The organism is Streptomyces chlorus (genome assembly GCF_042655885.1).
GTDB classification, from domain to species: Bacteria; Actinomycetota; Actinomycetes; order Streptomycetales; family Streptomycetaceae; genus Streptomyces; species Streptomyces chlorus.
In genome coordinates, this window is sequence record NZ_JBHSOA010000025.1 from 93,851 (window position 1) to 120,560 (window position 26,710).

A 26,710-nucleotide genomic window follows, 5' to 3' on the forward strand; every position below is an offset into this window, starting at 1 on the left:
CAGCTGCACGCACCAGCTCCCGCTCGACCCAGCTGGGCAGGCGCCGTTGGTTTCCTCCGACTTGATCCGCCGGACAGGCCCTAAGCGCTCAGGGCGTGCTTCTGGCGCAGCAGGGAGGCCAGGGCCGAGGCGAACTCCACCGGCTCCACCGGCAGCGTCACAGCGGCCTCCGCACGGCTCCAGGTGGCCAGCCAGGCGTCCTGGGGCCGGCCGATGAGCAGCAGTACCGGTGGGCACTCGAAGATCTCGTCCTTGATCTGCCGGCACACGCCCATGCCGCCCACCGGCGACGACTCGCCGTCCAGGACGCAGACGTCGATCCCTCCCCGTTCCAGTTCCTTGAGGACGGCCGGGAGGGTCGCGCACTCCACGAACTCCACGACGGGCACGTCCGGGGCAGGCCGCCGGCCGGTGGCGAGCCGCACCTGCTCCCGGGTGCCTGCGTTGTCGCTGTAGACCAGCACCGTGGCGGTCGCCTGCATTGTTCCTCCACGCTTCCGAGGGGGCACGGCATCGTCCGGCACCCGTGGTGCCGATGGCGCGGATGCTACCCCTTCCGGCAGCTTGTCAACACTGGTTCGGACACCGCTTCGATGGGCTATCCGGGCAGTACACGACGGGCGGACACACCGAACGGCACCCCCCGGGGTGAGGGCGGGATAAGCGACCGACATAATGTCGGCGTGGCGACAGCAACGACAGTAGATACCGGGCACGCGCCCCCGTCGGTCAATCGACCGAACCTCACCAGCGTCGGAACCATCATCTGGCTGAGTTCCGAGCTGATGTTCTTCGCGGCCCTCTTTGCGATGTACTTCACCCTGCGATCGGTGACCGGACCCGACTTCTGGTCGGAGAGGGCCGACACGCTGAACTTCCCGTTCGCGTTGACGAACACCACGATCCTGGTGCTCTCCTCCCTCACCTGCCAGCTCGGCGTCTTCGCCGCCGAGCGCGGTGACGTGAAGAAGCTCCGGGCGTGGTTCATCGTCACGTTCATCATGGGCTCGGTCTTCATCGGCGGTCAGATCCTCGAATACACCGAGCTGGTCAAGCACGAGGGCCTGTCCCTCTCCTCAGACCCCTACGGCTCGGTCTTCTACCTGACCACCGGCTTCCACGGCCTGCACGTACTGGGCGGTCTCTTCGCCTTCCTGTTCGTCCTGGGCCGGACCTACGCGGCTCGGAGGTTCACCCATGACCAGGCGACGGCGGCCATCGTCGTGTCCTACTACTGGCATTTCGTCGATGTCGTCTGGATCGGCCTCTTCGCCACGATCTACATGATCAAGTAGGCGGACCCGAATCCGCGCTCGAAGAAGCGCACCTAACCAGAAGCATCGACGCAGAAGATCCTGACACCGGGGTAATCCGTGAAAAAGCTCTCCGCACGACGACGCCACCCGTTGGCGGCGCTCGTCGTTCTGCTCCTCGCGCTGGCATGCACCGGGGGGCTGTACGCCGTGTTCGCACCCGCGAGCAAGGCGCAGGCCGACGAAACCGCCCAATCCCTCACCATCGAGGAGGGCAAGAAGCTCTACGCGGTCGGCTGTGCCAGCTGCCACGGCACCGGTGGGCAGGGCACCACCGACGGCCCGAGCCTGGTGGGCGTGGGCGCAGCGGCCGTCGACTTCCAGGTGGCCACCGGCCGTATGCCGGCCGCCACCTCGCAGGCCGCGCAGCTTCCGAAGAAGAAGGCCGTCTACACCCAGGCCGAGATCGACCAGCTGGCGGCGTACATCGCCTCCCTGGGCGCCGGCCCGGCCGTTCCCACCGCTGAGCAGTACGGCCCCGAGGGCGCCGACATCGCCCAGGGTGGTCAGCTGTTCCGCAACAACTGCGCGCAGTGCCACAACTTCACGGGCAAGGGCGGCGCGCTCACGCACGGCAAGTACGCCCCGGACCTCGAGGGTGTGGACGCCAAGCAGATCTACCAGGCCATGCTGACCGGCCCGCAGAACATGCCTTCCTTCCCCGACGGTTCGCTGTCGGAGCAGAACAAGAAGGACATCATCGCCTACGTGCAGACGGTGAACGGCGATGAGACCGTGAGCCCCGGCGGCCTGTCGCTGGGCGGGCTCGGCCCGGTCTCCGAGGGTCTGTTCGCCTGGGTCTTCGGACTCGGCGCGCTGATCGCGGTCACCGTCTGGGTCGCCGCTCGGACCGCAAAGGCCAGGAAGTCATGAGTACCCAAGAGACTCCCGAAGAGAAGCTGCCCGCAGGGCAGGGCACCGCGCACGGCGCGGTGCGTGTCGCGGACGAGAAGAACCCGTTCGCCGACCCGGGGCTGCCGCCCCACGAGCCGCGGGTCCAGGACATCGACGAGCGGGCCGCCAAGCGGTCCGAGCGTACGGTCGCCCTGCTGTTCACGCTGTCGATGCTGGCCACCGTCGGCTTCATCGCGTCGTTCGTGACGATCCCGGTCGACCAGTCCGTCTACATCTTCCCGTTCGGTCACATCGGCGCGCTGAACTTCGCGCTCGGTATGACCCTCGGCGTCGCTCTGTTCACCATCGGAGCCGGCGCGGTCCACTGGGCCCGCACGCTGATGTCGGACCAGGAGACCGCCGACGAGCGGCACCCGGTCTCCGCTTCGCCGGAGGTCCGCGAGAAGGTCATGGACGACTTCCGCCAGGGCGCGAAGGAGTCCGTGCTCGGACGGCGCAAGCTGATCCGCAACACGATGTTCGGCGCGCTGGCCCTGTTCCCGCTCTCCGGTGTGGTCCTGCTGCGCGACCTCGGTCCGCTGCCCGAGACCAAGCTCCGCCACACCGCGTGGAAAAAGGGCAAGCTGCTCATCAACATGAACACGAACGAGCCCCTGCGGCCGTCCGACCTCATCGTGGGCTCGCTGACCTTCGCCCAGCCCGAGGGCCTGGACCCGCACGAGCACGGGTTCATGAACGAGATCGCCAAGGCCGCCCTGATGATCGTCCGTATCCAGCCGGAGGACATCAAGGACAAGCGCGAGCTCGAGTGGTCGCACGAGGGCATCGTCGCGTACTCGAAGATCTGCACCCACGTCGGCTGCCCGATCTCCCTGTACGAGCAGCAGACGCACCATGCGCTGTGCCCCTGTCACCAGTCCACCTTCGACCTCTCCGACGGGGCCCGGGTCATCTTCGGTCCCGCCGGTCACGCCCTGCCGCAGCTGCGTATCGGTGTGAACGACGAGGGCTATCTCGAAGCGCTCGGCGACTTCGAAGAGCCCGTCGGTCCGTCCTTCTGGGAGCGCGGATGAGTACCACGACCAGCACCACGAATCCGTCCGGCGCCGAGGGGCCGGGCCGCCCCCGCGGGAAGGCCCCGGCCGGCGAACGCGTCGCGGACTGGGCCGACGGACGGCTGGGGATCTACTCCCTGGCCAAGGCCAACATGCGCAAGATCTTCCCCGACCACTGGTCGTTCATGCTGGGTGAGATCTGCCTCTACAGCTTCATCATCATCATCCTCACGGGTGTGTACCTGACGCTGTTCTTCCACCCGTCGATGAACGAGGTGGTGTACCACGGCAGCTACGTCCCCATGCAGGGACAGCTGATGAGTGAGGCGTACAAGTCGACGCTGGACATCAGCTTCGACGTCCGCGGCGGTCTGCTGATCCGTCAGCTCCACCACTGGGCCGCGCTGATCTTCGTGGCCGGCATGTTCGTGCACATGATGCGCGTGTTCTTCACCGGCGCGTTCCGCAAGCCGCGTGAGGTCAACTGGCTGTTCGGCTTCCTGCTGCTCGTCCTGGGCATGTTCACCGGGTTCACCGGCTACTCGCTCCCGGACGACCTGCTCTCCGGCACCGGTATCCGCTTCACGCAGGGCGCGGTCCTGTCCATTCCGATCGTCGGCACGTACCTCTCGTTCTTCATCTTCGGCGGGGAGTTCCCGGGGGACGACTTCATCGCCCGGTTCTACTCGATCCACATCCTGCTGCTGCCGGGCATCATGCTCGGCCTCGTGGTGGCGCACCTGATCCTGGTCTTCTACCACAAGCACACGCAGTTCGCGGGCCCCGGCAAGACCAACAAGAACGTCGTGGGCATGCCGCTGCTGCCGGTGTACATGGCGAAGGCCGGAGGCTTCTTCTTCCTGGTCTTCGGCGTGCTGTGCGTCGTCTCGGCGGTCGCGTCGATCAACCCGATCTGGAACATCGGCCCCTACCGGCCGGACATGGTCTCCACGGGAGCCCAGCCCGACTGGTACATGGGCTTCTCCGAGGGCCTGATCCGTGTGATGCCGGGCTGGGAGATCAACTTCTGGGGCCACACGCTCGTCCTGGGTGTGTTCATCCCGCTGATGATCTTCGGGCTGGTCCTGGGGTCCATCGCCCTCTACCCGTTCATCGAGTCCTGGGTCACCGGGGACAAGCGCGAGCACCACATCCTGGACCGCCCGCGCAACGCCCCGACGCGCACCGCCTTCGGTGTCGCCTGGATCACCTTGTACTTCCTGCTCCTCGTCGGCGGTGGCAACGACCTGTGGGCCACCCACTTCAACCTGTCGATCAACGCGATCACCTGGTTCATCCGCATCGCGTTCTTCGTCGGGCCCGTGGTGGCGTTCATCGTCACCAAGCGGATCTGCCTCGGCCTCCAGCGCCGGGACAAGGACAAGGTGCTGCACGGCCGCGAGTCGGGCATCATCAAGCGCCTGCCGCACGGTGAGTTCATCGAGGTCCACGAGCCGCTCAGCCAGGATTCGCTGTACACCCTCACGGCGCACGAGCAGTACCAGCCGGCCGAGATCGGCCCGCTGGTCGACGAGAACGGCGTCGAGCGCAAGGTGAAGCCGCTCGAGAAGCTGCGCGCCAAGCTCAGCAAGGGCTACTACGGCGAGGAGTCCCAGATTCCGAAGCCGACCGTCGAGGAGTACAAGGAGATCACGAGCGGCCACGGCCACCACTGATCCCCGCACCGCCTCAACCGCCTTACCGGGCAACCGAGTCGCCACACGACTGCGAAGGGCCCCCGTCCGAGGACCGGACGGGGGCCCTTCGTCGTACCCCTGGATCGATAGGGTGGGGACGAAACCCCTACCCATCCGTCTGTCGAAGACGTCGAGGCCCCAGGAGCGGCTGATGAGCGCTGTGACCCCCGCAGGAGGCAACACCGCGGCGGGCCGCTCCTGGCCCGCCCTGTTGAACGGCCTGCTCGACGGCCACGACCTGTCCGCCGACGACACCGCCTGGGCGATGGACCTGATCATGCGCGGTGAGGCCACCGACGCGCAGATCGCCGGGTTCGCCGTGTCCCTGCGGGCCAAGGGCGAGACCGTCGAGGAGATCACCGGCTGCGTCCGGGCGATGTACGACCATGCCATCGACATCGAGGTGCCCGGGGAGACCGTCGACATCGTCGGCACCGGCGGCGACGGCGCCAAGACGGTGAACATCTCCACGATGTCCTCCATCGTCATCGCCGGCACCGGGGCGAAGGTCGTCAAGCACGGCAACCGGGCCGCCTCCTCCGCGTCCGGCGCCTCCGATGTCCTGGAGAAGCTCGGCGTCAACCTGGAGCTGACCCCGCAGCGGGTCGCCGAGGTCGCCGAGGAGGCCGGGATCACCTTCTGCTTCGCGGTGAAGTTCCACCCGGCGCTGCGCCATGTGGCGGCCGCGCGAGGACAGCTGGGCATCCGGACGGTGTTCAACTTCCTCGGCCCGCTGGCCAACCCGGCCCGGGTCAGGGCCCAGGCCGTCGGGGTCGCCGACCCGAGGATGGCTCCGATCATGGCCGGAGTGTTCGCCGGACGCGGCCACTCCTCGCTGGTGTTCCGCGGCGACGACGGCCTCGACGAGCTGACCACCACCGGCCCCTCGACGGTGTGGGTGGTCCGGGACGGAAAGGTGACCGAGGAGCGCTTCGACCCGCGCGACGTCGGCATCGAGCCCGTGCCGCTGGAGGCCCTGCGCGGCGCCGACGCGTCGTACAACGCGGAGGTCGCCCGGCGGATGCTGAACGGCGAGCACGGCCCGGTGCGGGACGCGGTGCTGCTGAACTCGGCGGCGGCGCTGGTGGCGCTCGAACCGGGCACCGGGACGCTGGCGGAGCAGATCCGGGCAGGGATGGCCAAGGCCGCCGAATCGATCGACTCGGGCGCCGCCCGGCGGATTCTGGAGCGCTGGGTGCTGGTCAGCAACGCGTGAGCCGTACGTTCTGAGGTACCGGCGCGGTCCGGATCCGTCCAGGATCCGGACCGCGCCTTGCGCGTACGGGGCTGTGTTGGCAAGATCTGGGACCAGGTCATGAGTGACAGCCATCAGGCCCCGGCCGGCTGTCCGGCAACCCTCCGTCCGTGGCGGGGTGCCCCGGGTGAGGACCAGGCCGTGAGCAGCAGGGCTCGCGGCAAGCGCGGATCCCTCGCACTCGATCGAGTGACACACCAGGGGTCCTGGTCGTTCGAGGGAGCCTTCCGTGAGCAAGCGAATGCGTTAGGGCCTGTCCGCCGGACCATGCCGGAGACGTGAGGCCGGGCGCGTTCCTCCCACGCCCTACGCACGGGGAACCCGGGCGCGTCGACGCCCTCCTCATTCCCGCGACTGGACGCACCAGCCCCCGCTCGCCCAGCGGGGCGGAGCACACGGCCAGTCGCCTCCGGCTCGATCCTCCGGGCAGGCCCCGGGTGGTTGTGACGGCCGTTGCCGGGCCGCAGAACCGCCTCCGCACACCCTCTCCGCCTTCTCCCACGCTCGAGCCGTATGCGCTCGCGTGATGATTCCGCCTGCTTTCACGGGAGTTCAGCCATGTCTGTTTCCACCGTCTCCTCCGCCCCTGCCTCCTCCGCCCCTGCCTCCGCCGGCGGCCCGTCCGGCTGCGCCCCGCTGCCCGTTCTCGGCTGGGACGTCACCGTTCCGCTCGTCACCGGAGAGGAGGTCACCTACGCCGCGCTCGACTACGCCGCCAGTGCCCCGGCGCTCCAGCGCGTGTGGGACGACGTGGCCGCGTACGCGCCCTACTACGGCAGCGTCCACCGCGGCGCCGGGTACCTCTCCCAGCTCTCCACCGAGCTGTTCGAGAACGCCCGCCGGACCGTCGCCGAGTTCCTCGACTGCCGCGCCGGAGACCAGGTGGTCTTCACCCGGTCCACCACCGACTCGCTCAACCTGCTCGCCGCCGCGCTCCCGGACGACTGCCAGGTCTTCGTCTTCGAGAGCGAGCACCACGCCGCCCTGCTGCCCTGGCGCGGCGCCCGCGTCACCTTCCTCGACGCCCCGGACAGCCCGGAGCAGGCCGTACGGGCCCTGGAAGACGCCCTCGCCGCCCGCGACCCTTCCCCAAGCTCTCGGCTTCTCCCCCACTCTCGGCTTCGCTCGAGCGGGGGGACCCCCATGAGCAGGGGAGGCCCCAATGGCCCCGCCCTGGTCTGTGTCACCGGCGCATCCAACGTCACCGGCGAGCTGTGGCCCGTGCGCGAGCTGGCCGCCGCCGCCCACGCGCACGGCGCCCGGATCGTCCTGGACGCCGCCCAGCTCGCCCCGCACCACGCGGTGAGCCTGCGCGAGCTGGACGTCGACTGGGTCGCCTTCTCCGGGCACAAGCTGTACGCCCCGTTCGGCGCCGGCGTCCTGGCCGGCCGTGCCGACTGGCTGCGGGAGGCCGAGCCCTACCTCGCGGGGGGCGGCGCCAGCCGCAAGGTCACCCGGCGCGAGGACGGGGGAGTGGAGGTGGAGTGGCACGACAGCGCCGCCCGCCACGAGGCCGGCTCGCCCAACGTCATCGGCGCCTACGCCATCGCCTCGGCCTGCAAGGCGCTCGGCGAGGCCGGGTTCGGCGCGCTGGCCGCCCGCGAGGAGCGGCTGATCCGCACCGTACGGGACGGGCTCGCGGACGTGTCCGAGGTGCGGTTCCTGTCCCTGTTCGGGGACGCCGCGCCGCGCGTCGGTGTGCTCTCCTTCGTCGTCGACGGCTGGAACAGCTCCCACTTCGCCGCGGCCCTCTCCGCCGAGTACGGCATCGGCGTACGGGACGGACTGTTCTGCGCCCACCCGCTGCTGCGCACCCTGCTCGGCGGCGATCCGCAGGACCAGGGCGAGTGCGGCGCCCCCGAGGCGGCGCCCGGCGAGACGTCCCTCAACGCGATCCGCGTCAGCTTCGGCGCGGGCACGCCGGACGAACACGTGGAGCGCTTCGTCCGCGCCGTCCGGGAGCTCGTGCGCGGCGGCGCCCGCTGGAGCTACCGGACGATCGACGGCCGCTGCGTGCCGGACACCTCCGCCTGAGCCCCGCTCGCCCGCCCCGGTGCGTGCGTCCCCGCCGGGCACCGCCCGCCGGACGGCGGGGGCGGGCAGGCGAGGGCAGGCGAGTGCCCGGGACGATCATGCGCAAGGCGTGTTCCGCGGCTTCGGTGAGGAGTTCGGCGCCGCGGGCCAGGGCCTCGGCGAGGGACATCGGGGCGGGGGAGGACGCCGTGGAACGCGGCGTCCACGCCGGGCGCGTCTCAGGCCCCTCAGAGGCCTCAGCAAGGCGTCTCGGCCGCCTCAGCCTGAATCCACCGACGAAAACCGGACCCGAGCAGCCTTCGTCCAAGTCAGCGGCCCGATTGAGCCGTTCCGCGCCTTCACCTCTCAGGTGAAGATCGACTACCACCCGAAGGACTGGTTGACCTGGGAGGACACAGTCTGCCCTCCATGGTCATCGGTGGATCCAGGCTCAGGCATGTCAGCCCTCCCCGCTCAGCCCTCCCCGCTCAGCCCTCCCCGCTCAGCCCTCCCCGCTCAGCTCTCCCCGCTCAGCTCTCCCCGCTCAGGCCGGCCCGCTCAGTTGTCGAGGCCGATCGCGAACGCGGCCTCCAGGTCGTGCTGCGAGTACGTGCGGAACGCCACATGCGTGTCCGTCCCCTCCACGCCCGGGATCTTGTTGATCCGGCCCGGGATGACCTCCGCCAGGTCCTCGTGCTCCTTGACCCGGACGATGGCGATCAGGTCGTAGGTCCCGGTGACGGAGAAGACCTCGCTGACGCTGTCCAGCGCGGCGATCCGCTCCGCGATCTCGGGGATCCGGTCCACGCTGGTCTTGATGAGGACGATCGCGGTGATCACTGCTGGTTCTCTCCCTCGGGGGCCGGAGTCGGGGCGCTTCTCACTGTAGTCGCCCTCGTGAAACGCGCCCACGCCCAGCAGAAGCCCAGCCCGAAGCCCACCAGGTGGGCCAGATACGCCACCCCCGACCCGTCGGAGGCCTGACCCGCCGCCAGCCACTGCAGCGCCACCCAGAACGGCAGCACCACCCAGGCGGGGAAGCGCACCGGCAGAAAGAACAGGAACGGCAGCAGGCTGGTCACCCGCGCCCGGGGAAACAGGAAGAGGAACGCGCCGAGGACCCCCGAGATCGCCCCCGAGGCACCGACCAGGGACTGCTCCGAGTCCGCGTTGGCGACGGCGTACCCGAACAGGGCGAGGTACCCGCAGCCGACGTAGAACAGGGTGAACCGCAGGCGGCCCATTCGTGCCTCGGTCATCGTCCCGAAGACATGGAGGAAGAGCATGTTGCCGAGCAGATGCACCCAGCTGCCGTGGACGAACAGGGCCGTGGCCGGAGTGAGGGCACTCCACGGGGACCCTTCGAACGCGTCTGCGGGAATCACGCCCCAGTGGCGGAAGTAGCCGCGCTGCGCGGCGAGCAGCTCGTCCCCGGTCCCGTACCCCGGATCGAGTCCCGAGGCCGGCCCGATCAGAAAAACCAGGCAGCACACGGCGATGAGGGTGTGGGTCACCGGTGCCGACGGACGCCTCAGCGCCCCGGCCGCCGCCGCGCCCCAGTTGCGGATCATGGACACAGAGCATGACGTAACCGGACGCAACCGCACAGACCGCCTCGCCGTCGTGGGCGGGCGGGCGGGCGGCGAAGACCTGCCAGGCCGTAGGGTTATGTGCCAGACGCACCGGGTGCCCGGCGCGTCACGGACACTGGAAGGAAGGCGAACAGCCACGATGACGGTTCCCCTGCCGACTGCCTCGACGCGGTGGCGCTGCACCCTCTGCGGCAACCTCACCCGTTTCGACGTGACCCGCTCGTCCAAGGTCGTGGAGTACGTCCACCTCGACCTGGCAGGGGAGCCGAAGGTCGAGGAGCGCGAGATTCTCGGCGAGACGATCGAGTCGGTGCGGTGCCGCTGGTGCAACGCCGTGGATCAGGTGGAACTCGTCGACAGGCCGGGCGCCGGCTCCTGAGGGAGCGGGCCCCGCCCAGGAGACCCCGTACGCGGGGTCGGACACAGGCATGGGGTGTGACGGATGGTGGAGACCGCGGACGGGGGGTCGGAGGACGGCGCCGCCGAGGTGTTCGACCGTCCGCTGCCCGAGGGCGTGCGCCGCCGAATCGTCCAGTTCGTCTCCGACGGCTTCGGCGGACTGACCGTCTCCGAGCTGCCCGCCCAGCTCAGGCAGTACGCCCGGTTCACCCCGACCCGCCGCGTCAAGTTCGCCGGCAACGCGATGGCCGCCGCCCTGGAGACCGATCCGCTGTTCCGCCAGCGCATCGGGGAGCGACTGAGAGAGGCCCAGCCGGAACTGGCCGGCGCTCTCGACTCAGGCTCCCCGCCCCCGGCCGCGGACCCGCTGGATGTGGCGGCCGCGGCCTACGTCATGCGACCGCCCGGCTGGGTGAAACTGGTGACCGCCGCCGGTGAGGAGGCCCAGCGGGCCGACGCCGAGCGCGTCGACGACGAGACCCGGGCCGAGCTGGAGCGGCTGCGCGGGGAACTCGCCCGTGCCCGCGAGCACACCAGGTCCGAGACCGAGCGGCTGCGTACCGACCTGGAAGCCGCCAGGAAGGAAGCGGACTCCCTGCACCGCAAGCTGCGGTCCGCGCTCAGCGACGTCAAGCGCGGTGCGGCCGCGCTGCGCATACTGCAGGGCGAGATGGACGCCGTCCGCGCGGACGGGCAGGCCCAGGTGTCCGCCGCCGAGAGCGAGTCCCGGCGGCTCAAGGCGCGCCTCGGCGAGTCGGAGGCCGCTCTGGAGGCCGCCCGCCGGGCCGCCCGCGAGGGGCGCAGCGTCGGGGACATGCGGGTACGGCTGCTCCTGGACACCGTGCTGGACGCCGCCCAGGGGCTCCGTCGCGAACTCGCGCTGCCTCCCGTGTCCGTCCGGCCCGCCGAGACCGTGGACGCCGTCGAGCCCGGCAGCATGTCCCCCAAGGACATCGCCGCCCGCGCGCTGTCCGAGGGCGACCCGGCCATCCTCGACCAGCTGCTGGCGCTGCCGCAGGCGCATCTCGTCGTCGACGGCTACAACGTGACCAAGACCGGCTATCCCCAGATGCCCCTGGAGAAGCAGCGGTTGAGGCTCCTGGGCCAGCTCGCCCGGCTCGCGGCGCAGACCGGCGCCGAGGTGACCTGCGTCTTCGACGGGGCCGAACTGGCCGCTCCCGTCCTGCTCGCGCCGCCGCGCGGGGTGCGTGTGCTGTTCTCCAAACCGGGCGTCACCGCCGACGAACTGATCCGTCAGCTGGTCCGGGCCGAGCCGCTGGGGCGGCCCGTCATCGTCGTCTCCACCGACCGAGAGGTCGCCGACGGAGTCGCCCGCGCGGGCGCCCGCCCGGTCGCTTCCGCGGTCCTGCTGAAGCGGTTCTCCCGGGCGTAGGGCCTGGCCGGCAGATCACGCCGGAGGCGCGGGGCGCAAAGTGCGGTACATCCCATCCGAAACGTAAGCCCCAACCGCAACGTACCCGCCGATTGCCCGAATTGGCTCGGTATTGACGCAACGTAGCGTCAATGGCGTATCACTGCAGGTGAGTTGAAGGCAAAGAAACATGCTGTGACCGAGAATTCATGTCCGGGGATTTGAACTGATCACAAGAGAATCACTAGGGTCGGACCTCGAACCTCCGCTCGGTTGATCGTTCACATGGGGTGGCGACGGCGGAGGCCCCCGCCCACCGGCGTGTCGGTAGGCGGCTGGAGGAAGAAGGAGCTCGCCTCCGTGGCGTCCCACCGTCGTCCCAAGCAGCCGAACCGGGCACGTGTCACAGTGCTCACCACCGCTGCCGCAGCTGCTGTCGTCCTGAGCTCGCAGGCCGCCAACGCGGCCCCCAGCGAGAAGCCGAGCAAGGGCGAGGTGAAGGCCAAGGTCGACAAGCTCTACGAGCAGGCGGAGCAGGCCACCGAGAAGTACAACGGCGCCAAGGAGAAGCAGGAGAAGCTCCAGAAGGAGATCTCCACGATCCAGGACAACGTCGCCAAGGGCCAGCAGGAGCTCAACGAGCTGCGCGACGGCCTCGGTTCGATGGCCAGCGCCCAGTACCGCAGCGGCGGCATCGACCCCTCGCTCCAGCTCTTCCTCTCCGCCGACCCGGACGACTACCTCGACAAGGCGTCCGCCCTCGACCAGCTGAGCACCCAGCAGGTCGACGCGCTCAAGGAGATCCAGGAGAAGCAGCGCGAGCTCGCCCAGCAGCGCTCCGAGGCCTCCGAGAAGCTCAAGGACCTCTCCTCCACCCGCACCGAACTGGGCAAGAAGAAGACGGAAGTCCAGAACAAGCTCGGTGCCGCGCAGAAGCTGCTCAACACCCTCACCGCCGAGGAGAAGGCGCAGCTCGCCGAGGAGGAGGACCGCGCCACCCGGGCCAGCGAGCGGGAGGTCCTCAAGGCCCCCAGCACCGACACCGGCAGCTCCGCCTCGGTCGGCAGCGGCTCCGGCCGCGCCGGCGCCGCCTTCGCCGCCGCCCAGAGCAAGCTCGGCTCCCCGTACGTCTACGGCGCCACCGGCCCGTCCTCCTACGACTGCTCGGGTCTCACCTCCTGGGCCTACGCCCAGGCCGGCGTCTCCATCCCGCGTACCTCCGAGTCACAGACCGGCGCGGGTACCAAGATCTACTCGACCAGCCAGCTCCAGGTCGGCGACCTGGTCTTCTTCTTCAACGACCTGCACCACGTGGGTCTCTACGCCGGCAACGGCCAGATCATCCACGCCCCGCGCAGCGGTACCGTCGTCCGCTACGAGTCGATGAACACCATCGGCGGCCCGTTCATGTTCGGCGTCCGCGTCTGACGTTTCGTCGCGTGCCCCCGTTCGGGGGAATCGCGCCCCCACCGACCGGCCCGCGCCCCGCCTGTGACCTGCGTCAGAGGCGGGGCGTCACCGTGTGTGGCCGCCGAGGCCGTTGGTCGGCCGCCCGCCCCACGGCTACTGTCTCCCGCGTTTCCCGTCCGTCAGCGGAAGGAGCGCGGTTCCCCGTGGGGTCCCATCGCAGCCCAGCACCGTCCCCCGGCCCCGACCGGGGCACCACCATCGCCGTAGGTCTCCTGTCCGTGGCGGCAGCCGCTCTCGGCGCCGTCCCGGCCACGGCCGCCCCGCACGAGGACCCCAGGACAGAGGTGGACCGCCTCTACGCGGAGGCCGAGCGGGCGACCGAGGCGTACAACAAGGCCGACGAGCGCGCGGACACCCTGCGGGGGCAGGTCAACGCGGCCCAGGACGAGATCGCCCGGCAGCAGGAGCGCGTCAACGGCATGCGGGAGTCGCTGGGTTCGCTGGCCGGCGCCCAGTACCGCTCCGGCGGGCTCGACCCGTCCCTCGCGCTGCTGTTCTCCGACGATCCCGAGGACTACCTCGAGCGGGCCTCGGTGCTCGACCGGCTCACCGCCCGCCAGGCCGGCGAGCTGAGGGGATTCCAGGAGGCCGTGCGCACCCTGGACCAGGACCGTGCGGAGGCCTCCCACAAGCTGGGCGAGCTGGACCGCAGCCGCAAGGCGGTCGCCGCCCACAAGAAGACCGTCGAGCGCAAACTCGCCCAGGCCCGGCGGCTGCTCAACGCCCTCCCCGAGGACGAGCGCGCCGCCCACGAGAGGGCCACCCGCTCCGGCCACGACGCGGACCTGCCCGGCCTGCCCGGTCCGGACGGCGCCACCGCCGTCTCCGGCCGCGCGGCAGCCGCCGTCGCCGCCGCCCGCTCCGCCCTCGGCAAGCCCTACACCTGGGGCGCCAACGGGCCCTCCGGTTTCGACTGCTCCGGTCTGATGCAGTGGTCGTACGCGCGGGCCGGGATCGCCCTCCCGCGGACCTCGCAGGCCCAGCGGTACGCCGGCACGCAGGTCCCGCTCTCCCGGGCCCGCCCCGGCGACCTGGTCGTCTACCGGGCCGACGCCAGCCACGTCGGCATGTACGTGGGCAACGGCCAGGTGATCCACGCGCCCTACCCCGGCGCCCCCGTCCGCTACGACCCGGTCGGGATGATGCCCGTCTCGTCGGTCACCAGGGTCTGACCGGAGCGGACGGCCGGTCGTGAGGGGCCGGCCGGAGCTGTCGGTCAAGGCGGTCTGACCCGAATGGCCCGGCGCCCGTACCCTCACAAGGGTGGCTGGTCGAAGGTGGGCGCCCGGAGCGCCGATGGCGGTGGTGCGGTGCCTGGCTCTCGTCTCCCTGCTCGTCGCCCTGGTCGCGTGCGGCCAAGGGCCCGCCGTCGACAGTGCCCGCACCGAGGTGCAGGCCCTGCTCGACCGGCGGGCCGACGCCGTCCTCGGCCAGGACGCCGCTGCCTACGCCCGTACCGGCACCCGGGCCGGATACGACAGCCTGCGCGAGGTGCCGCTGGCCGACTGGAGCTACCGGGTCAACGCCGTGCACCGCACCGGCGACACCGCCACCGTCGACGCCGACCTCGGCTACCGCGTCGCGGGCTACGACCGGGCGGCCCCTGTCACCACCCCCCGCACCCTGCGCCTGAGCCGGGACGAGGACGGGCGGTGGGCCGTCGTCTCCGACCGGCCGGCCGGGAAGTCCGGCCGCCAACTGTGGGACCAGGGCGCGGTGCGCGCCGTGCACGGAGAACGGAGCCTGGTGCTCGGCGTCGGGCAGACCGACGTGAAGCTGCGCGACTACGCGGCGCTGGCCGACCGGGCGGTGCCCGCCGTGTCGGACGCGTGGGGACCCGGCTGGGCGCGGCGTGTCGTCGTCCTGGTCCCGGGGTCCCTGGAGGACATGGCGGGACTGCTGGGCTCGCCCGCCTCCTCCTACCGGGGCATCGCGGCCGTCACCACCGGCGAGACCGGAGCCGACGCACAGGCGCCCGCGGACCGGGTCATCGTCAACCCGGACGCCTTCGGACTGCTCGGGGACTCGGGCCGGCAGGTCGTCGTCACCCACGAGACCACCCATGTCGCCACCCGCGCCCACACCACCGCCGCGACCCCGCTGTGGCTGTCGGAGGGCTTCGCCGACTGGGTCGGCTACCGGGGCGGCGACCGCATCCCGGCCGAGGCGGCACCGGAACTCGCCCGCGCGGTGCGCCACGGCGAGGTGCCCTCCGGGCTGCCGACCGACGACGACTTCGGCTTCACCGCCGACGCCGACGGCCTCGCCCGCTCCTACGAGAGCGGCTGGATGGCCTGCCGCCTCGTCGCCGAGCACTGGGGCGAGGAACGGCTCGGCGCCTTCTACCGGGCCGTGGGCGCGCACGGGCAACGGGACGGCGCGGTGGAGGACGCGATGCGGCGGGTCCTCGGCACCACACAGGAGGAGTTCACCCTGCGATGGCAGGCCTACCTGCGCGAGCAGTTCGGCTGAGGCGCCGGCACAGGACCAGGCACAGGACCAGGACCAGGACCAGGGTCAGGACCAGGGTCAGGGTCAGGGGCAGGGGCAGGGGCAGGGGCAGGGGGCAGGACCGACGGGGGAGGGTCAGGGGGAGACCGGTGCCTTCGTGGCACGGGCCGCCGGAGCGGGGACCGGGGCGGCCGGGAGCCCGTGCGTGACCGTCGAGCGCCACAACGTGCGGGCGGCGAGGAACGTGGCCGCCACCAGCAGGCCGTTGCGCACGAACAGCAGGGTGACACCGAGCGCGTCACTGGCCACGACGTGCGCGAACCACAGCGGGAACTCCAGCACCGTCACGAACGACGCGACCAGCACCAGGGCCACCGGCACCCGCATCCGGCTCGCGCGATGGCACAGGCAGACCGCGGCGAGCCCGACCAGCCACACCACGTACTGCGGGCTGATCACCCGGCTGGTGGTGGTGAACATCAGCACCGCCACGAACGCGGCGTCGACGAAGGTGTGCGGCTCGAAACGGCGGGCCAGCAGCCGCCACAGCACCAGCCAGGCCAGCGCCGCCCCACTCAGGAACATCGCGCCCGCGCTGACCCGGTCCACGTACGGGCCGAGGAACTCCACCGAGCCGTAGTTCAGCAGCACCTCGCCGTCCCAGCCGTGATGCCGGGCGACATGGAAGACCAGCGCGCCCAGCGACTCCACCTCCGTGCCCCGGTCGCGCTGGAAACCCAGGAACGCGAACGCGCCCGGCATCAGTGCCGCGAACACGGCCGCCACACCGACCCCGGTCACCACGGCCGACATCCAGGCGGAACGCCGACGGACACCGAGCAGCAGCATCGCCGGCCACACCTTCAGCAGCGCGCCGAACGCCGCCAGCACCCCCAGCAGCCGGGGACGCCGGGATCCGGCCAGCAGCGCGGCCACCGCCACCGCGGTCACCATCACGTCGTAGCGGGCGTACACCGTCGGCCCGAGGAGCGGCACGCCCGCCACCCACACCCAGGCACCGAGCCGGGTCCGGCCCGGCCGGCCGCCCGCGTACAGCAGCAGGGCCAGGGTGGCCAGGTCGGCGAGGCACACCAGGACGAAGAATGCCGTCGCGTACTCCAGGAACGGCAGCAGGCCGGGGGAGAGGATCGCCAGCGCCGCCGCGGGCGGGTACTGCCAGGTGACGTCGTCCAGCGGGAACGTTCCGGCACGCAGGACGTCGTACCAGCCCTGGTAGATCACGGACACGTCGCTGGTGACGTCCGGGCCGGGGAAGACGATCACCTTCAGGACGAACAACAGCAGCAGCGCTCTCGTCGGTCCCCACAGCAGCAGAGGCCACAACACCGCCTGCCGGCGCACCGGCAGCCGAGCCGGGGACCCGCGCGAGCCCGTCGTGTCCACCGTCTCCACGTGATCCCTGCCCGTCCGTGCGCGTCCGTGCGCGTCCGTGTGCGGCCCTGAGGGGCCCTGATGTCCCGCGCCCCTGAGAGGGTGCCACAGCGGCCCACCGTGCCCACGGCCCGGACACGCCGGTTCGGTAGGGTCTGCCACGATGTACAAGACCCTGATCGTGACCAACGACTTCCCGCCCAGGCCGGGCGGTATCCAGGCGTTTCTGCACAACATGGCGCTGCGCCTCGATCCCGCGCAGCTCGTCGTGTACGCCTCGACCTGGAAGCGCTCCCGGGAGGGCGTCCGGGCGACCGCCGCCTTCGACGCCGAGCAGCCCTTCACCGTCGTACGCGCCCGTACACCGATGCTGCTGCCGACCCCGCAGGCGACCAGGCAGGCCGTCGGGCTGCTGCGCGAACACGGGTGCACCTCGGTCTGGTTCGGTGCGGCGGCGCCGCTCGGACTGATGGCACCGGCGCTGCGCCGGGCGGGCGCCGAGCGGATCGTGGCCACCACCCACGGCCACGAGGCGGGCTGGGCCCAGCTGCCCGCGGCCCGGCAACTGCTGCGCCGGATCGGGGAGTCCACGGACACGATCACCTACCTCGGCGAGTACACGCGCTCGCGGATCGCCGGCGCGCTCACGCCCGAGGCGGCCTCGCGGATGGTGCAACTGCCGCCCGGGGTCGACGAGAAGACCTTCCATCCCGGCTCCGGCGGCCCCGAGGTCCGGGCCCGGCTCGGCCTGACGGACCGTCCGGTGGTCGTCTGCGTCTCCCGGCTGGTGCCGCGCAAGGGACAGGACACGTTGATCCGCGCGATGCCCGCGATCCTCGCCGCCGAGCCGGACGCCGTCCTGCTGATCGTCGGCGGTGGGCCCTACGAGAGCGACCTGCGCCGCCTCGCGCACGACACCGGGGTGGCCGGCTCCGTCCGTTTCACCGGAGCCGTGCCCTGGTCCGAGCTGCCCGCCCACTACGGCGCCGGCGACGTCTTCGCGATGCCGTGCAGGACCCGGCGCGGGGGACTGGACGTCGAGGGGCTCGGGATCGTCTACCTGGAGGCCTCCGCGACCGGCCTGCCCGTCGTCGCCGGCGACTCCGGCGGCGCCCCCGACGCGGTCCGCGACGGCGAGAGCGGCTGGGTCGTCCGCGGTGACACCCCCGCCGAGTCCGCCGACCGCATCGTCACCCTCCTCGCCGACCCCGAACTCCGCCACCGCATGGGCGAACGGGGCCGGGCCTGGGTCGAACAGAAATGGCGCTGGGACCTCCTGGCAGAGACCCTGAAGACCTTGCTGTAACCGGCTTCGGGGAGATTCGGCCCCTCCGGCATGTGAGGAGCGGGGGTTCGGGGCGGCGCCCCCGGGGACGGGGCGGCGGGGGCGAAAAAGTCACGCCTCACCCACCCGCACCGCACACCACAACGCGGGCCCCCGTACAACAGGGAGCCCGCGCCATGACAACCATCAGCCGTCGGCCACCGGCCGACCCCAAGCCCTACTTCGCGTAGATCGCCTCGATCTCATGGGCGAAGTCCTTCGCCACCACATTCCGCTTCAGCTTCAACGACGGAGTCAGATGCCCCGACTCCTCCGTGAACTGCGAAGGCAGCACCCGGAACTTCCGCACCGACTCCGCCTTGGAAACCGCCGCGTTCCCGTCGTCGACAGCCGCCTGAATCGCGGCAAGCAGCTCGGGGTCCTCGCTCAGCGACGTCGCCGTCGACCCCTCGGGCTTCCCGTGCTCCGCCACCCAGCGCCCCAGGAACTCCTCGTCGAGCGTGACCAGCGCGCCCACGAACGGCCGCCCGTCGCCGACGACCATGCACTCCGCGACCAGCGCGTGCGCGCGGATCCGGTCCTCGATCACCGCCGGGGCGACGTTCTTGCCGCCCGCTGTGACGAGGATCTCCTTCTTGCGGCCGGTGATCCGCAGATATCCGTCCTCGTCGAGGGTGCCGATGTCACCCGTGTGGAACCAGCCGTCGGCGAGCGCCTCCGCGGTCGCGGCCGGGTTGTTCCAGTACTCCTTGAACAGGTGTTCGCCGTGCAGCAGCACCTCGCCGTCGTCGGCGATGCGGACCACCGACCCGGGCAGCGGCTGCCCGACCGTGCCGATCTTCTGCCGCTCCCAGGGGTTGAACGTGGTGGCCGCGCAGGACTCGGTGAGACCGTAGCCCTCCAGCACCGTGAAGCCGATGCCGCGGAAGAAGTGGCCGAGGCGCTCGCCCAGCGGGGCCCCGCCGGAGATGGCGGCCTCGCCACGGCCGCCGAGCACCGCGCGCAGCTTGCCGTATACGAGCCTGTCGAACACCTTGTGCTTGATCTTCAGGCCGAGGGACGGCCCCGACGGCGTATCCAGCGCCTTGCTGTACGCGATCGCGGTGTCCGCCGCCTTGTCGAAGATCTGGCCCTTGCCGTCGGCCTGGGCCTTGGCGCGCGCCGAGTTGTAGACCTTCTCGAAGACCCGCGGCACGCCCAGTATCAGCGTCGGCCGGAACGAGGCCAGTTCGTCGGTGAGCTGCTTGATGTCGGGGACGCAGCCCAGTTTGATCGGCGCGATCATCGGTGCGATCTGCACCAGCCGGCCGAAGACGTGCGCCAGCGGGAGGAAGAGCAGCACCGAGCACTCGCCGGTACGGAACAGCGGACGCAGCCGCTCCACGATGTTGCCGCACTCGGCGAAGAAACTGCGGTGGGTGAGCACACAGCCCTTGGGACGGCCGGTGGTCCCGGAGGTGTAGATGATGGTCGCCGGGTCGTCGGCGCCCGCGACGGAGCTGCGCTTCTCGACCGTCTCGTCGGTGACGTCCTGGCCCAGGCGGCCCAGTTCCTCGATCGCGCCGCCGTCGCCGCCGTCGCCGCGGTCGATCTGCCACACGTGCTTCAGCGCGGGCAGCCGGTCGCGCACCGACTCGACCGTGGCCTCGTGGGCGTCCGACTCCACCACACAGGCGGTGACGCCGGAGTCGCTGAGAATCCAGGCGACCTGCTCCGCCGAACTCGTCTCGTACACCGGCACCGTGACCGCTCCGGCGCTCCAGATCGCGAAGTCGAGCAGCGTCCACTCGTAGCGGGTGCGCGACATCAGGGCGACCCGGTCGCCGGGCTGGACGCCGGAGGCGATGAGTCCCTTCGCGGCCGCCCGCACCTCGACGAGGAAGACGGTGGCCGTCACGTCCTGCCACACACCGGCGACCTTGCGGGCCATGACGGCGACATCGGGGTGCTGCGCGGCGTTTCTACGGACGATGTCGGTCAGATTGCCGTCCGCGGGGACCTCGTACAAAGCCGGAAGGCTGAACTCGCGCAAGACTGCTGCTCCTCTTAGGGCGCCGGCGCCACGACGGTGTGCGATGCGACGACAGTGCGGTCCAAGGCTCGGGCGGGTGCTCGGGATTCGCCTGTTGAAATCCTGAGCACGAGTGGACTGCCCGGACGTTACCCGCCGGTATGGCTGGAACGACAGGGGACCCGGGGAGATGTTCGCTGCGTCACACAAGTTGGTGAACGGGTTGATTGCCATCGCGCACAGTAGTCCACCCCTGAAAAGGGAGCCAGTAACCGCAGGTCCGGCCGCCACTGTTCACAAGGGCCGCCCTCTGGCTACGCTTGATCGCCATGGCATCCACATCGGCCGGAAACCGCCGTATGCGCGTTCATGTGGTCAGCGACGTCCACGGCAACGCCCGCGACCTGGCCGCGGCCGGTGACGGCGCCGACGCCCTGATCTGCCTGGGCGACCTGGTGCTCTTCCTCGACTACGCCGACCACTCGCGCGGCATCTTCCCCGACCTGTTCGGCACCGAGAACGCCGACCGCATAGTGGAACTGCGCACCGCCCGTCGCTTCGAGGAGGCGAGTGCCTTCCAGACCCGGCTGTGGGCGGGCATCGGCGCGGACCGCGCCTCGGCGATCCAGAGGGCGGTGCGCAAACAGTACGCCGAGATGTTCGCCGCCTTTCCCGCCCCCACGTACGCCACATACGGCAATGTCGACATACCGGCCCTGTGGCCGGAGTACGCCGGACCCGGCACCACCGTCCTCGACGGCGAGCGGGTGGAGATCGGCGGCCGGGTCTTCGGCTTCGTCGGCGGCGGACTGCGCACGCCCATGCGCACACCGTACGAGATCAGTGACGAGGAGTACGCGGCGAAGATCGAAGCCGTCGGCGAGGTCGACGTGCTGTGCACGCACATCCCGCCGGAGGTCCCGGAGCTGGTGTACGACACCGTCGCCCGCCGTTTCGAGCGCGGCAGCCGCGCCCTGCTGGACGCCATCCACCGCACCCGGCCCCGGTACGCGCTGTTCGGGCACGTGCACCAGCCGCTGGTCCGGCGCATGCGGGTGGGGGCCACCGAGTGCGTGAACGTGGGGCACTTCGCGAGCCGCGGCCGGCCCTGGGTCCTCGAATGGTGAGGATGTCCCAGGTCGGATGACTTGCGCCGGCGTGGTGCGCGATAGCCTTCCGCTGCACGGGCGTGCGCGTGGGCCGCGCACGGCGATCCGACTACGGCCCGCATCTGGAGGAGCCACGGCGATGGCGGAACACACCAGCTCGAGCATCACGATCGGGGCGGCACCGGCCGAGGTCATGGGGGTGATCGCCGACTTCGCCCGCTATCCGGACTGGACCGGCGAGGTGAAGGAGGCGGAGGTCCTCGAGACCGACGGGCAGGGCCGTGCCGAGCAGGTACGCCTCGTCATGGACGCCGGTGCGATCAAGGACGACCAGACCCTCGCGTACACCTGGACCGGCGAGCACGAGGTGTCCTGGACACTGGTGAAGTCCCAGATGCTGCGCTCCCTGGACGGTTCCTACCTCCTGAAGCCGGCCGGCGCGGGCAGCACCGAGGTCACCTACCGGCTCACCGTCGACGTCAAGATCCCGATGCTCGGCATGATCAAGCGCAAGGCCGAGAAGGTCATCATCGACCGGGCCCTGGCGGGGCTGAAGAAGCGGGTGGAGGCCGGCGAGGAGCCGGGCACCGACGCCAGCCCCGGCACCAGCCCCGGCACCGAGCCGGGGACCGGGTCCGGCGGGAAGCCGGGCGCCGAGTAGCACGCTGTCGCCCTTCCGGCCGGTCGGACGCGGGCGCGTACACCGGTACCGTTCACCCTCATGCGTACCCTCCTGATCACGGGCCCCGGCGGCAGCGGACGTACCACCGTCGCGGCGGCCACCGCGCTCGCCGCCGCCCGTGCGGGCACCCGTGTCCTGCTGCTCGGCACCGACCGGACGGACACGCTGGGCGCGGTCCTGGGCACGCCCGTCGGCGCTGCGCCCGTCGAGGTCGTCCCGGGCCTCACCGCGCGACGGGTCGACGCCGGTGAGGACTTCCGCGCCGACCTGGCCGCACTGCAGGACCGGGCCGCCTCGGCGCTCGACCTGCTCGGCGCGTCCCGGCTCGACCCCGAGGAGTTCGGCCCGTTGCCCGGCGCCGAGGAGCTCTCCGTGCTGCGTGCCCTGCGGGACGCCGTGCTGTCGGAGGCGTACGACCTGCTCGTCGTCGACCTGCCGCCCGCCGAGCGGGCCCTGGCCCTGTTCGCCCTCCCCGAGGACCTCCGCCGCGGCATGCGCAGGCTGCTCCCGCCGGAACGCCAGGCCGCCCGCGCCCTGCGCCCCGTGCTCGGCCGCCTCGCCGGGGTCCCGATGCCCGCGGAATGGCTGTACGGGACGGCCGGCCGGTGGGACACCGAACTGGCGGCCGTCGAAGCCGTCCTCGCCGACCGGAACACCACCGTACGGCTGGTCGCCGAACCCGGCCCCGCGGGCGCCGACGCCGTACGCACCGCGGGACTCGGCCTCGCCCTGCGTGGACTGCGCACCGACGTGCTGGTCGCCGGCCGGGTACTGCCCGAGAGCGTCGAGGACAGCTGGCTCGCCGGTCCGGTCGCCCAGCAGCGCAAGACACTGGACGAGTGGCGCCAGACGTACGACGTCCACCATGTCGCCCACCTCGGCCGCGACCCGCGCGGCCCGGACGACCTGACCGCGCTCGCCGTACCGGGTGTGCCCGCCGCACCCGTCGCATCCGCTGCCTCCGGCGACAAGGCGGGGCTCGCGACGATCGAGTGGCCCATCACCGACCGGCTCGCCGACGACGGCGTCCTGGTCTGGCACATCCCGCTGCCCGGCGCCCGGCGCGAGGAACTGGACCTGATCCGGCACGGCGACGAACTCGCCGTCACCGCCGGACCGTTCCGGCGGACGGTCCCGCTGCCCTCCGCGCTGCGCCGCTGCACCGTCGACGGCGCGGCCCTGCGCGAGGACGAACTGCGCATCCGGTTCCGGCCGGATCCGCGGCTGTGGCCGCGCACCCCGTGAAGCCGGTACCCCGGTTCAGGTACCGTCGGAAGGGCCGACCGTAGTCAGGAGTCCGTCATGAGCGAACAGCTCCCCCCACCCGAAGACACCGGGGACGAGCCCGTGGGCGATTCCGCGTCCGACGCGCGCGCGGCCGCCACCGACGACGTACGGCCCGGTGACTTTGACGCACGGGCTGTCGATGCGGACGCCTGGGCGACGGCGTGCGCCGAGGACCTCGAGGCGGAGAAGGTCCGCCGCCGCGCCCAGTACGGGCCGCCCCCCACGTCGGCCGCCGAGGAGCTGCGCAAGCTCGTCGACGTGGTCGCGGAGAAGTTCGACCAGCTCACCGGGGGCCGGTCGCCGCTGTTCGGCGCGGTCGCCGGACCGGCGGCGCAGCAGGTGGTGCGTCAGGTCGTCCAGCAGGCCAAGGCGGCCGTGGAACCGGTCGTCGAACGCAACCCGGACGTCTTCGACCACCTGGCCGCGGCCGGCAACGAACTCCTCGCTGCCTACCGCTCCGCGGTCCAGGACCAGGAGCGCCGCTGGACCACCCGCGACACCCGCCCCTGGGACCCGGACGAGGCCAAGGAAGCCAAGGACGCCACGGACGGGAGCCGGGAGCACGACGGCGACAGCGATGGCGACAGCGGTGGCGACGCGCGCGACGACCGCCGCCGGAACCGCGGCGACGAGCCCGGCCCCGGCGGAGAACGCATCGACCTGGACTGAGCAGCGGCGACGGCCCGGGGGCCCTTCCCGGCGGAGATCCGCCGGGAAGGGTCCCCGGGCCGTCGCACAGGTGTCCCATACCGGGAAGCCGACGCCAGGGCCTCGGGTACCGTGGGCGATAGCGGGGCTCGACCGGAACTGAGGGATTCATGGGACTCACCATCGGCGTCGACATCGGCGGCACCAAGATCGCGGCCGGCGTGGTCGATGAGGACGGCAACATCCTCTCGGTCCACAAGGTGCCGACCCCGGGCACGCCCGACGGCATCGTGGACGCCATCGCCTCCGCGGTGGAGGGAGCACGTACGGGGAACGAGATCGTCGGCGTGGGAATCGGTGCGGCCGGATACGTCAACCGCCAGCGCTCGACGGTGTACTTCGCCCCCAACATCGACTGGCGCCAGGAGCCGCTGAAGCAGAAGGTCGAGGCCCGCGTGGGTCTCCCGGTCGTCGTGGAGAACGACGCGAACGCGGCGGCCTGGGGCGAGTACAAGTTCGGCGCCGGCAAGGGCCACCGCAACGTCATCTGCATCACGCTCGGTACTGGCCTCGGCGGCGGTGTCATCATCGGCAACAAGCTGCGCCGGGGCCACTTCGGCGTGGCCGCGGAGTTCGGGCACATCCGGATGGTCCCGGACGGTCTGCTGTGCGGCTGCGGTTCGCAGGGTTGCTGGGAGCAGTACGCCTCCGGCCGCGCTCTCGTCCGGTACGCCACCCAGCGCGCCAACGCGACCCCGGAGAGCGCGGAGACGCTGCTCGCCCTCGGCGACGGCACGCCCGAGGGCATCGAGGGCAAGCACGTCTCCGTGGCCGCCCGTCAGGGCGACCCGGTGGCCGTCGACTCCTACCGCGAGCTGGCCCGTTGGGTCGGCGCCGGCCTGGCCGACCTGGCTTCCCTCTTCGACCCCTCCGCCTTCATCGTCGGCGGCGGTCTCTCCGACGAGGGGGAACTGCTCCTCGACCCGATCCGCAAGTCGTACAAGCGCTGGCTGGTGGGCGGCAACTGGCGCCCCGTCGCAGACGTCCTCGCCGCCCAGCTCGGGAACAAGGCCGGCCTGGTGGGTGCGGCGGACCTGGCCCGGGAGCCCGACCCGGTGATGTGACCTCCCACCCCACGTGCACGGCGGCGCCCGCCTGCTTCCCCCCGGGGAACCAGGCGGGCGCCGCCGTTCCCGGACCGGATCCTGACGGCCGGCCCTCCGGCCGTGTCACGCAGGCCGGTGGCCTGGAACTCGCGCCCCCGGAACCGCGGGGCCGGAAGCAGGGGCCTTGCCGAAAAGTGTGAGCAGTCAGCGGGCGAATGACACTTGAGTGCTCAAACGAGCGGAGAGTGGACAGTGGTGGGAGGTCACCCGGGAGCTGCTCGGCCGTCTCCTTGCCTGTACGGAACTGTGGAACGTGGAGCTGCAGATCATGCCGCTGCGGCAGCGGTACCACGCGGGAACGGACGGGCCCATGCAGCTTCTGGAGACCCCGGAGCGGCAGTGGCTGGGGTATGCGGAGGGGCAGAAGACGGGGCAGCTGGTTTCTGACCGAGAAGCAGTGAGCGTCATGCAGATGCGCTATGCCAAGATGCGTTTGCAGGCCCTGTCCCGGCGGACTCGGTGGAGTTGTTGCAGCGGATGCGAGGAGTGCTATGAGCACCGTCAGCGAGCCGGACTGGTTCAAGAGCAGCTACAGCGGGTCCGCGGGTGACATTTGTGTGGAGGTGGCCTTCGCACCCGGTGCCGTGCACGTGCGCGACTCCAAGACGCAGGACGGTCCGCGGTTCGCGGTCTCTTCGTCCGCGTGGCGTGACGTTCTCGGGGGCGCAGGCCGCTGACCCGGTTCATTTTGTGCCGATGCCGGCCCGCATCATGCTTTCGGCCGTGCGGGTCGGCGTATCTTGATCCGCATGGCGACGACCCCGCTGCTGCCGGACTCCCGCACCGAGCCGGACGGTTCGGCCGTGATCCGTGTCCTGAGCTACAACATCCGGTCGATGCGCGACGACACCGCCGCCCTCGCCCGGGTGATCACCGCCTGCGCCCCTGATCTGGTGCTGGTACAGGAGGCGCCGCGGTTCTTCCGGTGGCGCAAGAAACTGGCCCGGCTGGCCTCCGCCTCCGGGCTGATGATCCTCTCCGGGGGCGCCACGGCCGCGGGTCCCGCGATTCTGTGTTCCCTGCGGACGACCGTCGAGCGCACCGAGGACGTGCTGCTGCCGCTCACCCCGGGACTGCACCGGCGCGGCTTCGCCACCGCCGTCGTACGGTTCGGCGGTGCCCGGCTGGGCGTGCTGAGCTGCCATCTGTCGCTGCAGAAGGACGAGCGGTACGCGCAGGGCGGCCTGCTCCTGGACCGGCTCGCCGGGATGGGCGTGGAGCACGCGGTCGCGGGCGGCGATCTGAACGAGCGGCCGGACGGCCGTACCTTCCGTCGGCTGACGGGCGAGGAGCTGACGGACTGCTGGGCCGCGGCGCCCTGGGGCGGCGAGTACACCTCGACCCCCGCCGATCCGCACCAGCGTATCGACGCGCTCTTCACCACCAAGGGCGTCGAGGTCCTGGGCTGCGGGGTGCCGCTCGGTCAGCCGGGAGTGACCGAGGCGGACCTGGGAGCGGCCACGGACCACCTCCCGGTCCTGGCGGCCCTGCGGCTTCCGGCGACTTGAGCGGGGGAGAGACCGACCGCACTCTCAAGCCCCCGCTTCGCCGTCCCCTCAAGCCCCTGCCCTCGCCGCCCTCTCCGGCCCAGCGGCCGGTCCGGTCGCACGGAGCGGGTTTCGCGGCCGATCCGGCGCGGGTCCGCCGCCGGGCCGCCC

General features: G+C 71.2%; 25 protein-coding genes and 1 riboswitch. Of the genes, 20 read left to right on the forward strand and 5 right to left on the reverse strand.

Features of this window, described 5'->3' with window-relative positions:
* Positions 1 to 80 precede the first annotated feature (80 nt).
* The gene (locus ACFPZI_RS11975) at positions 81 to 482 is read right to left on the reverse strand and encodes a DNA-binding transcriptional response regulator (RefSeq protein ID WP_381361993.1); all 402 of its coding nucleotides are present in this window, start codon (positions 480 to 482) and stop codon (positions 81 to 83) included.
* Positions 483 to 683: 201 nt separating this feature from the next.
* On the opposite strand from ACFPZI_RS11975, the gene ctaE reads away from it, so the two are divergent.
* From ctaE to ACFPZI_RS12005, 6 genes are all read left to right on the forward strand, one after another.
* Complete coding sequence (gene ctaE, locus ACFPZI_RS11980) at positions 684 to 1,295, forward strand: aa3-type cytochrome oxidase subunit III (protein WP_381361995.1); 612 nt, start codon at positions 684 to 686, stop codon at positions 1,293 to 1,295.
* 78 nt (positions 1,296 to 1,373) lie between these two features.
* Entirely contained in the window at positions 1,374 to 2,186 is an 813-nt protein-coding gene (qcrC, locus tag ACFPZI_RS11985) for a cytochrome bc1 complex diheme cytochrome c subunit (protein ID WP_381361998.1), read from the forward strand.
* Positions 2,183 to 3,241: a cytochrome bc1 complex Rieske iron-sulfur subunit gene (qcrA, locus tag ACFPZI_RS11990; protein WP_381362001.1), complete on the forward strand. Its 1,059-nt coding sequence runs from the start codon at positions 2,183 to 2,185 to the stop codon at positions 3,239 to 3,241. Before qcrC ends, qcrA begins: the two co-directional genes overlap by 4 nt.
* The gene (gene qcrB / locus ACFPZI_RS11995) at positions 3,238 to 4,899 is read left to right on the forward strand and encodes a cytochrome bc1 complex cytochrome b subunit (protein ID WP_381362004.1); all 1,662 of its coding nucleotides are present in this window, start codon (positions 3,238 to 3,240) and stop codon (positions 4,897 to 4,899) included. Before qcrA ends, qcrB begins: the two co-directional genes overlap by 4 nt.
* A 172-nt stretch (positions 4,900 to 5,071) precedes the next feature.
* Positions 5,072 to 6,136 (forward strand): anthranilate phosphoribosyltransferase, encoded by a 1,065-nt coding sequence (gene trpD / locus ACFPZI_RS12000; protein WP_381362007.1) that lies wholly within the window; start codon positions 5,072 to 5,074, stop codon positions 6,134 to 6,136.
* Positions 6,137 to 6,231: 95 nt separating this feature from the next.
* Positions 6,232 to 6,348: riboswitch (SAM riboswitch) on the forward strand.
* 385 nt (positions 6,349 to 6,733) lie between these two features.
* Positions 6,734 to 8,209 (forward strand): aminotransferase class V-fold PLP-dependent enzyme, encoded by a 1,476-nt coding sequence (locus ACFPZI_RS12005; protein ID WP_381362010.1) that lies wholly within the window; start codon positions 6,734 to 6,736, stop codon positions 8,207 to 8,209.
* Between the two features lie 537 nt (positions 8,210 to 8,746).
* Here the strand turns inward: ACFPZI_RS12005 and ACFPZI_RS12010 are convergent.
* The gene (locus ACFPZI_RS12010) at positions 8,747 to 9,028 is read right to left on the reverse strand and encodes an Lrp/AsnC family transcriptional regulator (RefSeq protein ID WP_381362013.1); all 282 of its coding nucleotides are present in this window, start codon (positions 9,026 to 9,028) and stop codon (positions 8,747 to 8,749) included.
* A complete protein-coding gene (locus tag ACFPZI_RS12015) occupies positions 9,025 to 9,759 on the reverse strand; it encodes a rhomboid family intramembrane serine protease (protein WP_381362016.1) in 735 nt (244 codons plus the stop codon). The genes ACFPZI_RS12010 and ACFPZI_RS12015 overlap by 4 nt, the downstream gene beginning before the upstream one ends.
* Before the next feature lie 160 nt (positions 9,760 to 9,919).
* Here ACFPZI_RS12015 and ACFPZI_RS12020 point away from each other — a divergent pair, with 160 nt between their 5' ends.
* The 5 genes from ACFPZI_RS12020 (at position 9,920) to ACFPZI_RS12040 (ending at position 15,493) form a co-directional block, all read left to right on the forward strand.
* Positions 9,920 to 10,159, forward strand: coding sequence for a hypothetical protein (locus tag ACFPZI_RS12020; protein WP_381362019.1), 240 nt, complete (start codon positions 9,920 to 9,922; stop codon positions 10,157 to 10,159).
* A 63-nt stretch (positions 10,160 to 10,222) separates the two neighbouring features.
* Positions 10,223 to 11,572, forward strand: coding sequence for an NYN domain-containing protein (locus ACFPZI_RS12025; RefSeq protein ID WP_381362021.1), 1,350 nt, complete (start codon positions 10,223 to 10,225; stop codon positions 11,570 to 11,572).
* A gap of 339 nt (positions 11,573 to 11,911) precedes the next feature.
* Positions 11,912 to 12,979 (forward strand): C40 family peptidase, encoded by a 1,068-nt coding sequence (locus ACFPZI_RS12030; RefSeq protein ID WP_381362024.1) that lies wholly within the window; start codon positions 11,912 to 11,914, stop codon positions 12,977 to 12,979.
* Positions 12,980 to 13,164: 185 nt separating this feature from the next.
* A complete protein-coding gene (locus ACFPZI_RS12035) occupies positions 13,165 to 14,193 on the forward strand; it encodes a C40 family peptidase (RefSeq protein WP_381362027.1) in 1,029 nt (342 codons plus the stop codon).
* Between the two features lie 124 nt (positions 14,194 to 14,317).
* Positions 14,318 to 15,493, forward strand: a complete 1,176-nt coding sequence (locus ACFPZI_RS12040) for a hypothetical protein (protein WP_381362923.1) — start codon at positions 14,318 to 14,320, stop codon at positions 15,491 to 15,493.
* A gap of 114 nt (positions 15,494 to 15,607) precedes the next feature.
* Here ACFPZI_RS12040 and ACFPZI_RS12045 read toward each other — a convergent pair whose 3' ends face one another.
* Positions 15,608 to 16,876: a glycosyltransferase 87 family protein gene (locus tag ACFPZI_RS12045; RefSeq protein ID WP_381362925.1), complete on the reverse strand. Its 1,269-nt coding sequence runs from the start codon at positions 16,874 to 16,876 to the stop codon at positions 15,608 to 15,610.
* A 151-nt stretch (positions 16,877 to 17,027) separates the two neighbouring features.
* Here ACFPZI_RS12045 and ACFPZI_RS12050 point away from each other — a divergent pair, with 151 nt between their 5' ends.
* On the forward strand, positions 17,028 to 18,170 hold the full coding sequence (locus ACFPZI_RS12050) for a glycosyltransferase family 4 protein (RefSeq protein ID WP_381362030.1): 1,143 nt from the start codon (positions 17,028 to 17,030) through the stop codon (positions 18,168 to 18,170).
* A 196-nt stretch (positions 18,171 to 18,366) separates the two neighbouring features.
* On the opposite strand, the gene ACFPZI_RS12055 is transcribed toward ACFPZI_RS12050, so the two are convergent.
* Complete coding sequence (locus ACFPZI_RS12055; protein WP_381362033.1) at positions 18,367 to 20,181, reverse strand: AMP-dependent synthetase/ligase; 1,815 nt, start codon at positions 20,179 to 20,181, stop codon at positions 18,367 to 18,369.
* 308 nt (positions 20,182 to 20,489) lie between these two features.
* On the opposite strand from ACFPZI_RS12055, the gene ACFPZI_RS12060 reads away from it, so the two are divergent.
* The 8 genes from ACFPZI_RS12060 to ACFPZI_RS12095 all read left to right on the forward strand — a co-directional run bounded on the left by ACFPZI_RS12060 (position 20,490) and on the right by ACFPZI_RS12095 (position 26,560).
* A complete protein-coding gene (locus ACFPZI_RS12060) occupies positions 20,490 to 21,287 on the forward strand; it encodes a metallophosphoesterase family protein (RefSeq protein ID WP_381362036.1) in 798 nt (265 codons plus the stop codon).
* Positions 21,288 to 21,408: 121 nt separating this feature from the next.
* Positions 21,409 to 21,930 (forward strand): SRPBCC family protein, encoded by a 522-nt coding sequence (locus ACFPZI_RS12065; RefSeq protein ID WP_381362039.1) that lies wholly within the window; start codon positions 21,409 to 21,411, stop codon positions 21,928 to 21,930.
* 60 nt (positions 21,931 to 21,990) lie between these two features.
* Positions 21,991 to 23,196, forward strand: coding sequence for an ArsA family ATPase (locus ACFPZI_RS12070; RefSeq protein WP_381362042.1), 1,206 nt, complete (start codon positions 21,991 to 21,993; stop codon positions 23,194 to 23,196).
* Between the two features lie 57 nt (positions 23,197 to 23,253).
* Positions 23,254 to 23,907: a DUF5304 domain-containing protein gene (locus tag ACFPZI_RS12075; protein WP_381362045.1), complete on the forward strand. Its 654-nt coding sequence runs from the start codon at positions 23,254 to 23,256 to the stop codon at positions 23,905 to 23,907.
* A gap of 149 nt (positions 23,908 to 24,056) precedes the next feature.
* Positions 24,057 to 25,010 (forward strand): ROK family glucokinase, encoded by a 954-nt coding sequence (locus ACFPZI_RS12080; protein ID WP_381362048.1) that lies wholly within the window; start codon positions 24,057 to 24,059, stop codon positions 25,008 to 25,010.
* A gap of 295 nt (positions 25,011 to 25,305) precedes the next feature.
* On the forward strand, positions 25,306 to 25,602 hold the full coding sequence (locus tag ACFPZI_RS12085; protein WP_381362926.1) for a Scr1 family TA system antitoxin-like transcriptional regulator: 297 nt from the start codon (positions 25,306 to 25,308) through the stop codon (positions 25,600 to 25,602).
* Entirely contained in the window at positions 25,544 to 25,729 is a 186-nt protein-coding gene (locus ACFPZI_RS12090; RefSeq protein WP_381362051.1) for a DUF397 domain-containing protein, read from the forward strand. Before ACFPZI_RS12085 ends, ACFPZI_RS12090 begins: the two co-directional genes overlap by 59 nt.
* 72 nt (positions 25,730 to 25,801) lie before the next feature.
* Entirely contained in the window at positions 25,802 to 26,560 is a 759-nt protein-coding gene (locus ACFPZI_RS12095) for an endonuclease/exonuclease/phosphatase family protein (RefSeq protein WP_381362053.1), read from the forward strand.
* Positions 26,561 to 26,710 lie beyond the last annotated feature (150 nt).